Source organism: Pseudomonas sp. UBA3149 (assembly GCF_002364655.1).
Classification (GTDB): domain Bacteria; phylum Pseudomonadota; class Gammaproteobacteria; order Pseudomonadales; family Pseudomonadaceae; genus Chryseomonas; species Chryseomonas luteola.
Genome location: NZ_DEYV01000021.1, coordinates 22,781 through 37,382 on the forward strand (window position 1 = coordinate 22,781; position 14,602 = coordinate 37,382).

Here is a 14,602-nt window from a genome sequence, read left to right on the forward strand (position 1 = left end):
AGATAAAATGACCGGATGCACGCGGATCACAGCTCGATGCTCATGCCATCCCAGGCGACTTCGACGCCGCGTCGCTCGACTTCTGCGCGTTCGGGCGAGTCTTCATCCAAGATCGGATTGGTGTTGTTGATGTGGATAAGCACCTTGCGTGGCGAGGTTAGCTGGTCGAGGACCTCAAGCATGCCGCCGGGGCCGTTCTGAGCCAGATGGCCCATCTCTCGGCCGGTGCGGGTGCCAACGCCACGGCGTTGCATTTCATCATCTTCCCATAGGGTTCCATCGACCAGCAGACAGTCGGCTTCGGCCATTTTGGCCAGCAGGGCGTTATCCACCTGACCCAGGCCTGGCGCATAGAACAGCTTGCCGCCCGTAAGCAGGTCTTCAACGATCAGCCCGATATTGTCACCGGGATGCGGATCGAAGCGGTGCGGCGAATAGGGCGGTGCAGCGCTACGCAGCGGTAGAGGCGTGAAGCGCAGGCTCGGGCATGCCGGAATAACGAAGCTGTCTTCCAGCTCGATACGGTTCCAGCGCAGGCCACCGTTCCAGTGTTCCAGCATGTTGAACAACGGGAAGCCAGTCGTGAGATCCTGATGAACCATATCGGTACACCAGACCTCGTGGGGGCAGCCCTCGCGCAGGCTGAGCAGGCCGGTAGTGTGGTCGATCTGGCTATCGAGCAGAATGATCGCGCCGATGCCGGTATCCCGTAGCGCACGGCCCGGCTGCATGGGGGCGAAACTCTGCAGCTGCGCGCGGATATCCGGTGAGGCGTTGCACAGCACCCAATTTACGCCGTCATCGGACAGGGCTATGGACGACTGGGTGCGAGCTTGCGCACGAAGACTGCCGTCACGAACACCACGGCAGTTGGGACAGTTGCAGTTCCACTGGGGAAAGCCGCCGCCTGCAGCGGAGCCAAGAATCTGGATATACATGATTTATCTATGAAATGCGGCCAACTTAGAACTTGTCACGAGCGGCGAGGGACATTCAGGAGAAGCACCTGTTGGCGGTCCGGCTGCGCCGAACAGGCCTCGCGGTAGGCATGACCCACTTCTAAGGTGGCTAGAAAAGGAACGCCCCGGATAACCGGGGCGCTGGATCACGCAATCAACGGTTAGCGAAGTACATGGTGACTTCGAAGCCAATGCGCAGATCGGTATAAGCAGGTTTAGTCCACATAATGAATACCCCTCAAAGTGATATCGGAAAGGTCCGATTTACTTAGTACAAAATACCTTGCATACGTTCAGGATAAACACATCCTGAAACGCACTTAAGCTAGTTTACCCTGATATGGTGCGACGTATAGTTACAGGGTTCGCCAATGTGTTTCTGTCGAGACATGGTTGGCTAAACAGGTCCAGCCGTGGTAGGCGCTGTGTAAGGCATGCAAGGCGTGCTGAAGGTCGTCAGGGTGCAAAGCCAGGATCGCTTTGCGAAGATCATCGAGATAGGTCAGCGGATAACCTCCCTGATGGGCGCTCCATAGCTCTTCACCCAGCTGGCGGGTGTCGAGTGCACTAGGTAGGAACTGATCGGCAAGGACCTTTTGCTGCTGCCCGAATGGCTCATGGGTCAGTGCAGCGATTTCGGTCGGCAACCGGGCAAGAAACGCCTCGATATGATTAAGGATGTCTGCGGTCGTCACCGTTGGAGACTGGATGCCAAACACGAGCGTTGACCGTCCTGCGATCTGACGAACACTGGAAAATACCGCATACCCCAGCTGCAGCTCCACACGCATGCGCTGGTAAAAGCGCGGTTGCACGAGATGGCCAAGGAACCGCCAGGCGGCCTCCTGCCGGAGGTCATGGGGCGGTGCCGGACAGGCCAGCAGAACGGCATGTTCAGACGAGTGCCCGGGAACGGTGTGCCACCATCGACCACTACGGCTCGGCGGGACTGGGGGGCGCTGTGCAGGTACTCCGGGCAAGTCCAGCAAGCAATGGCGAAGCGAGTTCAGCTCCATCTCCGAAAAGCCGATAGACAAGCTATCCCACTGTGCAACAGACCATTGTCCAGCAAGCTGGGCGGGGCCTTTCATTTCCTGACCTGCCTGATCCGTCTGGGTTTGAGGAGGCTCCGCCATCAGATCGGTGAGTCGGCTTATGAGCTGCCTGATAGGCATGCTGTTCGGCTCAGCGGGCGGCTGGCTGAAGGCTTGCCAGGCTTCGTGGCTGGGCCTATGGAGGATAGGGATGAGCGCATTGAGTACAGCCGGAATCGCCTCACTCAAGCCGGTCAGCCTAAGCTGCCATTGCTGGCCAAGCGTGCTGAGGGAAGCCTCAACACCTGCCTGGCGTGCCTGATGGACGATAGCTTGCAGTGCGTGGTTGAGTGTGCGGACGAGAGCCGGTTGATAAGCGGCCGGTTCCAGAAAGTGCCAGCGGATATACAGTGCACCTTCACCCAGGCCGGCAGCCGCTTCCTGGATACTCTGAAGGGCGGGTAGCGAAACGGAATCTGCTCCCGTCTCGATCTGTGCAGGCACGAGGAACGGGTTGAGCGGTGGAAGCGTCCAGTTCAGGGCTGGCGCTTGCTGACGCTCGCATGCGCCTGGAGCAAGAAGCAAATTGTGTTCAGACTTCAATTGCTCGAACAGGTGACGCAAGGCAGTCACGCCAGCGCTTGATAGGCCCGGTGCTTTCAACCCGTCTTCGAGAAGTGACCGGGCCAGTGGCAATGCGGCGCTGGTTGCACGTGTTCGCTGCGCGAGGCGCGTGTATTCCGCCTGTAGCTCAGTCAGATCAGGCTGGCGTTCCAGGAACGTCAGCCAGTCGAAAAAGGCATGAGCTATCTGTGATGACGCTTTAATGCCTGCTTCGGTCAAGGCTATTTCAACAGCGAGTACCGCCTGCTGCCTGAAGTGATAGAGCGGCTCCAGCGTCAGCGTCTTGATCCATCCTTTCTTTCGCAAGGTGCTTATCAGGCCGCCGGTATGTTCGGCGTGCGTCCAGAGGAACAGACAATCAATGGCTTCACGACTATCAGCGGGCAGGTCTTCCAAGGCGAACAGCAAACTGAGCGTCTCTGTATCCGGAGGCTCTATTGGTGCGATGCGTTCTGGAGGAAGAAGCGCAGGGGGCGATAATGGCTCGATACGCGCCCCCGCATTGAAGCTAGCGCCGTAACGGTCTGCCAGCTGGCGTAGTTCATCCAGGGGCTGTGGTCCGACCAAGACCAGCGTCATCTGTCCGGCTTGATAGAAGCGCTCGTGGAAGCCTTTCAGTGCTGCTTGAAAACGCAGGTTGGGCACGAGCAGGCTGTAGCGGTTGCCCGCATGGAATGCTGTGACAGGATGGCGGCGCGACAACGGGTGCATCTGCCACGTCAGGCGGTGCGTGCGGGTATCCCTTGACCAGGCAATAAACTCGGCATGGATGACCTCGCGCTCGCGGCGTTGATCTTCGTAGGCAAGACGCGGGTGGACGAGCATGTCACACAGACGGGCAACTCCGCCTTCCAGCGCGGCAGGTGGCACCTCGAAAAAAAAGTCCGTGGTGCGATCCCGTGTACTGGCATTGACCTGCCCGGCATGGCGTTGCACGTAAGCCATCAGGCCTTCATCGGCGGGATAGGCCTGTGTGCCCAGGAAAAGAAGGTGCTCAAGGAAATGTGCCAGCCCGGGCCATGCGCTATCCACATCATGACTTCCTGCGGCGACCCGAATGGCGGCCGAGGCCCGTTTGAGTCGAGGCACCTGTCCCAGAATGATGGTCAGGCCGTTGGCAAGGCGAAGGGATTCGAATCGGGTAGCAGACGGGTTATTCATGGCAGTCGTTATGCACCGGTGATATGCACAGGGCTTGTTGGCGCCGCTCTGCGGCTTTGTTGCAGGCAGAAATGCATTGTTAGGCTACACGGATAAGGCCATGTCCGGCCATGTCCCAAGAAATTGCCATGCTTTAAGCAGAACTTTTCCGGATATCGCGTGCTTTTCAGGTGTATTTATGTACAGTATCTGATGTGTATCGATACATTGCGGATCAAGGCGCTTTAAAGCGCACAGTGTATGGCGCTCGCCATTACGGTCAGTGTTTTCTGTTCTTCATCTTTTCACCGACAGACTGACTTATCTATTGATGACCGTTGATTTGAATACCGGCAGCCTGGCTGTCGGTCTGCTGTTTTGAGGACGTTGTTCGTGGACGACACTACAGGCTCATCCGTCAGCCATCTCTCCAATCTCGAGCGGCTGCGAAGCCGTCTGCTCGATCTCAGCGCCCGTAACCGGCTGCTCAATTTTTCCCATGCGCGGAGCAAGCGTTTCGTTCGCGTGATCGACGAGCTTCCGGACCAGTTGTTCGAGATGCTGCTTTCCGAGCGCTCGATGCGCTTTGCGGCCGTGCCTGAGCCTACGCAAACGTTGCTGCTCCAGCATGGCTTTCTGGAAAAAGACCCCTGTACGGGGCAAATGCGCGAAGTCAAAAAACTACCTGCCGCAGAAGAGTGGGCTGCTGTATTGGGCATGGCTTCCAGCTATGAACTTCCCATGCCGATACTGGCCGAGGCGCCTGTCGTGGATGACAGCCTTCTGCGGCTTGAAAACGAAGGGGGCCTGATCGAAGAGCCTCCCGTGCTGGAGGAGATCCGGGAGCGCAAGCACTCGGATGAGTCCATTCAGAGCCTTTATTTTCCGCCCGAACTCGAGGCGCGCCTGCAGATTCTGCATGCCCAGTCACGGGTCGCGCTGGAAGAAAGCGGTGCGAATATCCTGTATCTGGCCATTGGCTTTCTGGAGTGGGACGAATCTGTAGCCGGTAGCAACAGTACGCGTCTGGCGCCGCTCATGCTTGTGCCCGTGCAGCTGGAAAAAGGCAGGCTCAACGCGGAAACCGCGACCTTCGAATACCGTATCCAGTACACCGGCGAAGATATCCTGACCAATCTGTCGCTCAGGGAAAAGTTGCAACTGGACTTTGGAATTGCGTTGCCCTCCATCACCGAAGAGCTAACGCCCGAGGCCTATTTCCGTCTGGTACAGGATACGATCCTCAGGGCCAAGCCTACCTGGCAGGTGCGCCGGTTTGCCTCGCTCGGCCTGTTCGAATTCGGCAAGCTGATGATGTATCTGGATCTTGATTCGGAGCGCTGGAGCGAAGGGCAGCTGGGGACGCATCCGCTGGTACAGCGCCTGACAGGCGCCTCGGTGGATGAAAAGGAGCCTCTGGCCGAGGCTGGATTCAGTGCTGAATACGCAATTGATGAACTGCCCGAGGTGCACGAGCATTATCCGCTGATCGACGATGCGGACAGCTCCCAACATAGTGCGCTGGTGGATGTCATCCGGGGTGAAAACCTGGTCATCGAAGGGCCCCCTGGTACCGGCAAGTCCCAGACCATTACCAATATGATCGCGGCGGCCATGGCTCAGGGTAAGAAGGTGCTGTTTGTGGCAGAAAAGCGCGCAGCGCTGGAAGTAGTCAAGAATCGTCTGGAGCGGGCAGGGCTGGGTGATTTCTGCCTGGAGCTGCACAGCCATAAAAGCCAGAAGCAGGCGGTGATCTCGAGTATCCGCCAGCGAATCCAGAAACGGGGTACCTTTCGTTCGCCCAAGGAGCGACAGGCTCAGATCGAGCACTATGAACGTCTGAAGCGACAGCTCAACCGCTATGTCGAGCAATTGCACGCTCCCTACGAGCAGGTTGGCATGACGGCGCATCAGATTCTCATGCAGGCGACCCGTTTGCGTGAGAGCCTGCCCGTGGCGCCTTCCGAACTGCATCCTGTGTATGACTTGCCTGTTTCGCGTGTGCAGCTGGAAGAGCAAGCCAACTTTTACGCCACCTACTACCGCAAGACTGCGCAGGAAGCTGGCGAGCCGGGACGGCTGGAAACCCATCCCTGGTTTGGCTGCCGCCTCACCCGTTTGACCGGCACCGAGCGGGAAGGCCTTATGTCGTCGCTTGAGCATGCCCGGCAAGCGCTGACCCGCTTTGCTGCGCTCAGGGCTCCACTGGCCGAACGGATGGGGGCACCGGCGCTCGCGCAGTTCACGCCCCAGGCACTGGCTGATCTGGCGGAGCGACTTCCCGCGTTGATCCTCCCGCAAGGCGACGAGGATTGGACATTGCTGCCCTTGCTGGATGAATCGTCCTGTACAGCATTGGGTGACTGGCTGGACCGGTTCGATGCCTTGCTCAAGGGGCAGGAGGCCCTAGCGCGCCGTTTCAAGCCTGACGCCATTCGTTCCGCCGATATCTGCCAGCTGCTTAACCGGGCTTGCGCTGCGCTACGGTTGCATGTGGAAGGAGAGCTGGACCTGTCACAGGCGCTGGACCTCATGAAGCGAACCCGCGATCTGATGCAGGCAGCTGCTCAGGTCAATACAGCCGTGCAACACCTGCAAGAGCAGGGCGCGGCAGGCGAGTGGATAAGCGACCGGGAGGGACTGGAGCAGCTGGGTACGTTGCTTCTCCTGGCGCAGGCACTGCCGGCCGAATTGGTCGAGGCGCGTCAGCGAAGCTATGAAGACGAGGCGCTCGATATCCTACTCTCCAAGCTCGCGGATCAGCTGCCCGAACTGCGCCGTCAGCGTGAGCATCTGTCCAAGGTGTTTTCGTTCAGCCGCCTGCCCGATAGCCAGCGTCTGGAGGATCTGCATCGCGTGCTGTCCGATGCGTCTCTGCTGCGCTGGTTCAAGGGCGAGTGGCGAGCGGCCAAGGCAGAACTGCTGACGCTGATACGGCCCGGTGTGAAGCTGGGCGAAGGCATCGACGCGCTGGTGGAGGCCGTCGCGTTTCAGCGTGAAAGCACGGCGCTGGCGCAGAATACCGGCTATGCCCAAAAGCTGGGGCCACTGTTCAAAGGGCTAGAAACAGAAGTTGATGATCTCTTACGTCTGCGCGCTTGGTATCGTCAGGTCCGTGAAACCTGCGGGCGCGGCTTTGGTGCCAAGATATGGATTGCGGATTACCTGACCAAGGCAGACGCTGCGGACATCGCCGCGTTACAGGGTGAGGCCGATACACTGCTGGCCTATCTAGGAGAAGTAGAGGATTTAAGGCAGGACCTCGAAACCCTGTTTACCTTTGATGCTCATGATCTGCGCACACAGCCGCTGCTGGCCGCTGAAGGTGTGCTGGTCCGCCTGCTCAAGAGCGTGGGTGGGGCGCTCAAGGCGATGCTGCCCTATGTTCGGGAGCAGAATCCAACGCTCAATGGGTTGCAGGCACAGATCAAAACCCTGGAGGCATGGCAGCAAAGCGCTACCCAGCTGCGTCAGGATCAGCAGCTTGCGGCTGTGCTGGAAGGCCGCGAGCTACCGACCCTGGAGCAAGCCTCAAGCGCCCGCGCCACCCTCAACACCTGGCGTCATACCGTCGAGCTTGCCCGACCATTGCTGGCGTTGTCTGTTGGGCGTGACCTGATGGCACGTCTGGCCGAGGAGGACGCGGACGGCGCCGAACGCCTGATCCAGGAGTGGCAAGAGCAGGCTGCGGTCATTCAGCAGGCCATGGCAGCCTGGGAGGACCGTCTGGACGCCTTTCTGGTGCGAGGAGAAATCGAGCCTGACGAGTGGTGGCAGGTCGTTACGGAGCCGACATTCGAGGCGCTGGAAGCACGTTTGCGCCGGGCGTCCGAACGTGAAGACCTGCTCGATCACTGGTTCGAATACCGTCGACTGCGTAGCCGGCTGGCTGATCTTGGTTTCGAGTCTACCGTTGTGGCCATTGAGCGGCAGCGACTGACTGCAGATCAATGCGCCGACGGCTGCCTGCTGGGCTTGCTGGACCGCTGGGCCTGCCAGATTCTGGAGGATAACCCAGCGCTGGGGCAGTTTTCCGGTAAGGAACAGGAGGCTATTCGAGCGCGCTTTGCCGAAATCGACCAGGCGCTCAAACAGATTCAGCGCGAGGAGGTGGCGTACGACATCGATCAGGTAGAAGTGCCTGCCGGCAACAACTCCGGCAAGGTGAAGGAGCGCACCGAGCTGGCCCTGCTGGAGCACGAAGCCAGCAAACAGCGCAGCCATCAGCCGATTCGCAGTCTCATGCAGCGTGCCGTCAAAGCACTGCAGGCACTCAAGCCCTGCTTCATGATGAGTCCGATGGCGGTAGCGCAATACCTGCCCGCGGGCGAAGTGGAGTTTGATCTGGTGGTAATGGACGAAGCCTCGCAGATGCGTCCCGAAGAGTCCTTGGGCAGCATTGCCCGCGGTCGTCAGCTCGTGGTCGTCGGTGATCCGAAACAGCTGCCGCCCACCAACTTCTTTGCACGCCAGGGAACGGGAGACGACGCAGAAGATGAAGACCTGTCCCTCGCTCAGGATTCCGAAAGTATCCTGGATGCGGCCATGCCCTTGTTCCGGCTGCGCCGCCTGCGCTGGCACTACCGCTCGCGGCATGAAAGCCTGATTGCGTTTTCCAACGCGGCCTTCTATGACGGTAACCTGGTGGTCTATCCCTCACCGCATCGCGAGTCGGCTGAGTTTGGCGTCAAGTTTGAGCGTATCGGCAACGGCCGTTTCGTCGAGCAGCGCAACGTAGAGGAAGCCGAGGCAGTTGTGGCAGCGATTGAGCATCACCTGCTCAATCGCCCACAGGAGTCCCTGGGCGTGGTTGCGATGAACGTCAAGCAGTCTGACCAAATCGAACGTCTGCTGGAGCTGCGCGCCAAGCAGAACCCGGAGCTTCAGCTTGCCTGGGAGCGTAATGCGGGACTGGCCGAGCCGCTGTTCATCAAGAACCTGGAAAACGTGCAGGGGGATGAGCGAGACGTCATTTTCATCTCGTTCACCTACGGCCCCATGGAGGCCGGTGGCAAGGTGCCCCAGCGCTTTGGCCCGATCAACAGCGACTCGGGTTGGCGACGGCTGAACGTCTTGTTCACCCGCTCCAAGAAGCGTATGCACATTTTCACGTCGTTCACGGCATCGGATGTACTCGTTACCGGTACGTCGAGTCGTGGCGTACACGCGCTGCGTAACTTCCTGCACTATGCCGAGACGGGGTATCTGCCGCGCGTGGAAGAAACCGCACGCGCCCCGGACAGCGACTTTGAGATTGCCGTCATGGACGCCTTGTCCCGCCACGGCTACACCTGCGAGCCGCAGGTTGGTGTGGCAGGCTTTTTCATCGATCTGGCCGTGCGTGATCCTGAGCAGCCAGGACGTTATCTGATGGGAATTGAATGTGATGGGGCGGCTTACCACTCAGCCAAGTCCGCGCGGGACCGGGATCGGTTGCGTCAAAGCGTCCTGGAGCAATTGGGCTGGAGGATCCGCCGAATCTGGTCAGTGGACTGGTTCCGTAACCCTCGTACACAGCTCGATCCCATTATTCATGAGCTTGATCAACTACGAAGGGAAAATCCTGTCTCTGCCAAGCAGTTGAGCGAAGAGGAAAAGACCATGGAGCATGAGGTTTTAGATGCAAGCGTAGGGACCCACCTGTTGGCTGAGCCTCCTGTTACAGAGATAGCAAGTCACGGCCCGGACGATATGAGCCCGCACGTCCACTAAAATAAAGGCCCGCCAAGCGCGGGCCTTTTGCTGGAGCCTGCCTGTTAGCAGGCTTCGCCGTACAGCGTTTTCTCACGGTTGATCATGATATCTGCCAGGAACCAATAGGCTTCGCCCCAGGCATTCAGGATCTCGTCAGTGGCCGCATCACCCAGTACATCCTTGATGGCTGGAAGCAGGGCATTGGCAACTGCAGGGTAGTGTTCGGCCTTGACGTGTGTGGCTACATGTCGTGCGCAGATTTTGTCCACCGCACCCTGAATCGCTTCCAGATGGTCCACATTCTTGGCAAAGGCCAGGATGGCGGCAGCCAGGCGCCTGGGTTGTTCGCCTGACTTGTGGGCGGCTTCGTCGAACAGTGCCTTTATCTCTGGATCGACAAACAGACGCTCGTACATGCGGGTCGTAATGGCAACGCCATGCTCCTGAATGACAGGCGCCGTCGATTTGATAATAGCAATGGTTTCAGGTGATAAAGGCTGGCTCATAAGGCTTCCTACCGTATTCTCAGGCCGCTGCAAAAGGCGGCCCTGTTGTCATCAGGCTAGTGTTATCGATAACAGCGCCCCTCGGCGGAGGGCTTGCTAGCAGCATAGACTACCGCGCTGATATCGCCGCAAAGGCACGAATCGATGGCTGTAGCCTAATAAGGTTGCGAGGCGGAGGTATTGATATATGTCATGGTGCCTGCAATAGGCCAGACACCATGACGAGCGGTCAGGCTCAACGGGCGTCAGGAAACCTTGAAGCCCGGCTTGATATGCGCCACCAGATCAAGGAAAAGCGTCCATGTACGCTCGGTAGACGAAATGCTCAAGCATTCATCGGGCGAGTGTGCGTTACGGATGTCCGGGCCGAACGAGATCATATCAACATCCTGCAGCTTGGCGCTGAACACACCGCACTCCAGTCCCGCATGGATTCCTGCCACTTCAGGAGCACGGCCATATTGAGCGGTGAAACGTTCAACAAACAGGTCGCGTAACGGGGATTCCGGCCGGAAGGGCCAGGCAGGATAACCATCATGCAGTTCGAAGCGTGCACCGATCACACGTGCCAGGGCTTCGAGCTTGGCAACGGTCGCCTCCATTTGCGAAGGCTGCGAACTGCGGCTGGCGCTGCCAAAGCTGATTTCGTCGCCTACGATGTCCAGGGTGCCCAGATTGGTAGAGGTTTCTACAAGGCCGGCTATGTCCGGGCTCATGCGTTGGACACCTTGGGGCATCAGGATCAAGGCCTCACTAAGGGCCGTGGTCGTGGTTTTGGCAAAGCAGCGCTCCGGCATGGACGCGGCTTCTAGTGCGAGTTCAAGGCCGGGGTCGGCCGTCACGTATTCCTGTGAAAGCCGTTCGTACCATGTCTTCAAGGTAGCATCGAAAGCATCAAGGCTGTCTGGAGAGATAAGCAGCGTGACTTCAGCGCGGCGGGGTATCGCATTGCTCTTGCCTGAGCCTCCCTGCACATGCGCAACGCGGACATCGTGTCTTGCCAGCAGATCACTCAGGATGCGCCCCAATAACAGAATCGCATTACCACGTGGCGTATGAATATCCAGGCCTGAATGTCCCCCTTTAAGGCCGCGTACGTGCAGCTTCATGGCTCTTGAGCCGGCAGGAACGTCGCTCCACTGGATCGGAAGACGCATATCGCTGCGATTGCCACCCGAGCAGCTGGTAAATAGCAGGCCCTCTTCTTCGCTATCGATATTAAGAAACAAGCGGCCCTTCAGGCTGGATGTATCAAGTTTCGAGGCCCCTCTGAGGCCTACCTCTTCCTGGGACGTGAAAATAGCCTCTAGTGGAGGGTGCGGAATGTCGCGGCTTTCCAGCAATGCCAGCATGAACGCCACGGCAATGCCGTTATCGGCGCCCAGGGTAGTGCCATCAGCCTTGAGCAGGTCGCCTTCAATACGCAGCGAGATAGGGTCGCGGTTGAAGTCGATGGGGTTGCCTTCGTTCTTCTCGCACACCATATCGGTATGCCCCTGCAGGATGGTTACAGGCGCATCTTCATAACCAGCGCTACCTGGCTTGCGGATAATGACGTTATCCAAGGCATCGCGCTCGGCCTGCAAGCCATGGCGATCAGCAAATGCCATCAAATGATCGGCAACAGCCTGCTCGTGGAAAGAGGGGCGGGGAATAGCGGAAAGTGCTGCGAAATGACGGAAAACTGCAGCCGGGGCAAGATGCTCAACAGAGGCCGACATGATGGCTCCAGAAAAAGGAAAACGTTGAGCGTCGGCTGATGCTGCTGGCGAGTCAAGCAGTTTTACCCATGAAGCACCCGCCAGAGCGCCTCATGAGGAGGGCGGCTTACTGGTTCATGCGCTGGCGGTAATCCACCAGTTCCTTGCCCAGCGCCTCGGTGGCATCCTGAAGCGTATCGATCGGACGTTTGCGGCAATAATCACTGATCCACTGCATGCGCAGGCCATCGTCCATGCCTTCTGAAATATTCTTGATCCCACTGCGAGTGGACTCATTGAAGAAGGTGAAATAACCTGACACCCACTCACTGGCATACGGCTTATCAGCGCTCCAGGTACTGAGCAAGTCACGGCAGGTCTTGGATCCAATACCCAACGCCTTGATGGGCTCATCCCCATCGGCGGCAAAGGCACCTTGCGCTAGGCTGCTTACCAGTGCCAGCGTCATGGCTATCCCTGTCATTCGTTTCATGGTCGTCCTCATGGGTTGGAAGCGTAACGTACCTTTATAAGGCGAGACCTGTAGAGGATCAACACTATGCTTGGTTTTTGCCATAGCAGTCATGGCTTTATTGGGATGACAGCTGTTTTTCGAATAAAACGGTTTGTATAAGTTTCGCTATTCGCCAAGTTTAGGTAAGTAATTGTAAATGGGTACTTTAAATAAAAATTGGAAGCCAGGATTCGGTAGTATTGTGACATGGTTCGCCGCCGATAAAAATGGCTATATTTCAGTTATGGTAAATAACTGTTGGGGTGATATTCCTCGGCTTCTTCTTGATTTAGAAGGCGTAGAAGAAAAGCTTGATGAATTCAGCGAATTTATGTGGGAAGAATCCACTGCTTACAGTGAGTTTCAATATGATATTGAGGGGGAAACAATTCTAGATTGTTATTCTGCAGGCACTTATCGAAGCTGCTCAAATAAAAGAGAAATACAAAGCCTTATAAATGAAAAGCCCGACCCTCAGTTCCCAGTTATTAGAGAATATGACGTTCCATATAAAAAAGGCTTTTATATTTATCATGCGGTTGAAGGGGATAGTCCTGGCGAAGACTATCCTGTTGGTTACAATGGTTCAACTGAAATGGGAGACTATTTCAGGTATTTGATTCCTACAAGAATGGCATATATTTCAAATATCCCTGCTTCCTTGAGAGGTATAGTTGTTGTGTCTAATGCACTGGACTTTTCTAAAGATCAGTTGATACCTAATAAAGATATAAATAAAGTATTTGCCAACTTATATGGTAAGTCTTAAGTCACTAGCTCAGCGGGATCCGCTCAACCTCATCTAGGCTGATGTCGTCCCGGCGACGGTCATAGGGCTATATCGCTCGGGTCAAAGAAAGGAGTAATTTATGAGTTTTAATTGGCTAGAAAAAGTTGAGTCTGAGCTGAATTGTTGGGGCGTATTTTATGGAGATTTTTTTTACTTGCTTTCATCAGCTATCGTTGAAAGAAAAATAAGTTTTGCTGGCTTTTTAAGCGATGCGTCGAGGGGATTCGGTTTTTATGTTAGGGAAGGTCTCTTTTATCTACTTGATCAAGACTGGGATGAGCCATCAAAATTTAATGAAGTGTCTTTCTTTATAGGTGATGTGGAAAGCTCTTCAATTTCTGTCTCTGAATTTGTAAGAGCTGTGGAAGTGGCTGCATTAACATATGTAAAGGAATTTAATGATGAAAAGGATATGGCTTTAGATTGTTTGTCGAGGCTAGAGCTTAGATATTCAGCTTTTTTAAATTGAGAAGGTGGTTTATGTAAAATCTGATTTTGTAATGTCTTTAATTTTCTCTAAGTTTGGCATTTCCTCAATAGGTGGAGCTTAAATTTATTCCAAAGGATTTGCATGCATATAATAGATGTAAAGTCTATAATTTAAAAAATTCCCTTTTAAAGAATAAAAGTAACTATATGGATAACCTTGTGTCTGCATACGCCGTTATCCACGCCAAAACGGCCTGATATCACGGATATCAAATAACCCGATACACCTTATGTTCCAGGGGCATGGCTACCTATCGAGCCACTACCGGTTTATCAGAAGCAGTACAGCTTTCTATAGCGATATAGTGAGGTACGACTGTATAAGCCCGCTCAGCACAAAGGCCTATAGTCGGATTCGCTCGACCTCATCAAGGCTAGATGTCATCTAGGCGTCAGTCATAATACTGCGTGTTCCGGGTCGAGGAGTGGTTGTCCATAGCTGCCGCGTTCTCCAGCGTGCTGACATTTTTCAGGTACACGGTAATCTCCGTGGCTCGGAAGGTGTGTTACCAGTCGGCGTTTCGATCTCTGTCGCTAACGTACGTCTCTTATTATGGTATGGGCGATAGTCTGGGGCTGCGGTCCTTTGAGAGCCGGCTTAATGCGGTGCTGATCGGTGATCATGACATGCTGTTGTCCTGTCTATAAATGCCAGCAAGGCTGTTCCGCTCCATGAATAGAACCGCTTGTCCAAGTCAGGTAACTCTGCCTCAAGTTTCTGCATAAAATGCTGATATCTATCTGAATAGATACAACGGCGCCGGAAAATTTCACGGATGAAAATAGCTTTAAAACGCTTGTATGTCATGGATGAGGAAACAGGGGTTTGAGTGCAGTCAAAGTATTCAGGCTCATGCCTCCCGCCGCGTATAGTCTGTCTAGTTTTGCCGGAAGCCCTCCGTATTCTTGTGCAAGTACCTTTGTGACGCTTGCTCTTCTGTTTCTCCTCTGGTTTTCCCCGCTTTTTATTTTTCCTCCCGCTTGTATTGCTGCATTGCCCTGTGGCTGAGCTTTTTTAATACCTAATCATTTCATCAGGATGTAGTTATGAACAGGACTTTATTTCGTCGCTCTTTATTGGCAGTTTTGATATCTACTGCTGCAGCGCAAGCCCATGCGTTGGAGTATGACTTAGAGCCGCTAACAAAACCC

9 protein-coding genes are annotated in these 14,602 nt (G+C 55.6%); 3 read left to right on the top strand and 6 right to left on the bottom strand.

Annotated elements, in window-relative coordinates:
• Window positions 1-26: 26 nt before the first annotated feature.
• From pqqB to pqqF, 3 genes are all read right to left on the bottom strand, one after another.
• The gene (gene pqqB, locus B3729_RS13175; protein WP_286788110.1) at window positions 27-938 is read right to left on the bottom strand and encodes a pyrroloquinoline quinone biosynthesis protein PqqB; all 912 of its coding nucleotides are present in this window, start codon (window positions 936-938) and stop codon (window positions 27-29) included.
• Between the two features lie 175 nt (window positions 939-1,113).
• Entirely contained in the window at window positions 1,114-1,185 is a 72-nt protein-coding gene (gene pqqA / locus B3729_RS13180) for a pyrroloquinoline quinone precursor peptide PqqA (protein ID WP_003243383.1), read from the bottom strand.
• A gap of 130 nt (window positions 1,186-1,315) precedes the next feature.
• Window positions 1,316-3,778 (bottom strand): pyrroloquinoline quinone biosynthesis protein PqqF, encoded by a 2,463-nt coding sequence (pqqF, locus tag B3729_RS13185; protein WP_286788111.1) that lies wholly within the window; start codon window positions 3,776-3,778, stop codon window positions 1,316-1,318.
• Window positions 3,779-4,150: 372 nt separating this feature from the next.
• Between pqqF and hhe the strand changes: the two genes are divergently transcribed.
• Window positions 4,151-9,469 carry a DUF4011 domain-containing anti-phage protein Hhe gene (gene hhe, locus B3729_RS13190; RefSeq protein ID WP_286788112.1) on the top strand — a complete coding sequence of 1,773 codons (5,319 nt, stop codon included), beginning with the start codon at window positions 4,151-4,153 and terminating at the stop codon, window positions 9,467-9,469.
• A gap of 44 nt (window positions 9,470-9,513) precedes the next feature.
• Here hhe and B3729_RS13195 read toward each other — a convergent pair whose 3' ends face one another.
• From B3729_RS13195 to B3729_RS13205, 3 genes are all read right to left on the bottom strand, one after another.
• Entirely contained in the window at window positions 9,514-9,957 is a 444-nt protein-coding gene (locus tag B3729_RS13195; protein ID WP_010795926.1) for a globin domain-containing protein, read from the bottom strand.
• 245 nt (window positions 9,958-10,202) lie between these two features.
• On the bottom strand, window positions 10,203-11,678 hold the full coding sequence (locus B3729_RS13200) for an aminoacyl-histidine dipeptidase (protein ID WP_239383386.1): 1,476 nt from the start codon (window positions 11,676-11,678) through the stop codon (window positions 10,203-10,205).
• A 106-nt stretch (window positions 11,679-11,784) separates the two neighbouring features.
• Window positions 11,785-12,150, bottom strand: a complete 366-nt coding sequence (locus B3729_RS13205) for an HdeA/HdeB family chaperone (RefSeq protein WP_019366404.1) — start codon at window positions 12,148-12,150, stop codon at window positions 11,785-11,787.
• 178 nt (window positions 12,151-12,328) lie between these two features.
• On the opposite strand from B3729_RS13205, the gene B3729_RS13210 reads away from it, so the two are divergent.
• On the top strand, window positions 12,329-12,940 hold the full coding sequence (locus B3729_RS13210) for a hypothetical protein (RefSeq protein ID WP_286788113.1): 612 nt from the start codon (window positions 12,329-12,331) through the stop codon (window positions 12,938-12,940).
• A 100-nt stretch (window positions 12,941-13,040) separates the two neighbouring features.
• The gene (locus B3729_RS13215) at window positions 13,041-13,430 is read left to right on the top strand and encodes a hypothetical protein (protein WP_286788114.1); all 390 of its coding nucleotides are present in this window, start codon (window positions 13,041-13,043) and stop codon (window positions 13,428-13,430) included.
• The last annotated feature ends 1,172 nt before the right edge of the window (window positions 13,431-14,602 follow it).

Coding starts and splice junctions, on each gene's coding strand:
- pqqB (WP_286788110.1), bottom strand. CDS start 938: ATGTATATCCAGATTCTTGGCTCCGCTGCAGGCGGCGGCTTTCCCCAG.
- pqqF (WP_286788111.1), bottom strand. CDS start 3,778: ATGAATAACCCGTCTGCTACCCGATTCGAATCCCTTCGCCTTGCCAAC.
- B3729_RS13195 (WP_010795926.1), bottom strand. CDS start 9,957: ATGAGCCAGCCTTTATCACCTGAAACCATTGCTATTATCAAATCGACG.
- B3729_RS13200 (WP_239383386.1), bottom strand. CDS start 11,678: ATGTCGGCCTCTGTTGAGCATCTTGCCCCGGCTGCAGTTTTCCGTCAT.
- B3729_RS13205 (WP_019366404.1), bottom strand. CDS start 12,150: ATGAAACGAATGACAGGGATAGCCATGACGCTGGCACTGGTAAGCAGC.
- B3729_RS13210 (WP_286788113.1), top strand. CDS start 12,329: ATGGGTACTTTAAATAAAAATTGGAAGCCAGGATTCGGTAGTATTGTG.
- B3729_RS13215 (WP_286788114.1), top strand. CDS start 13,041: ATGAGTTTTAATTGGCTAGAAAAAGTTGAGTCTGAGCTGAATTGTTGG.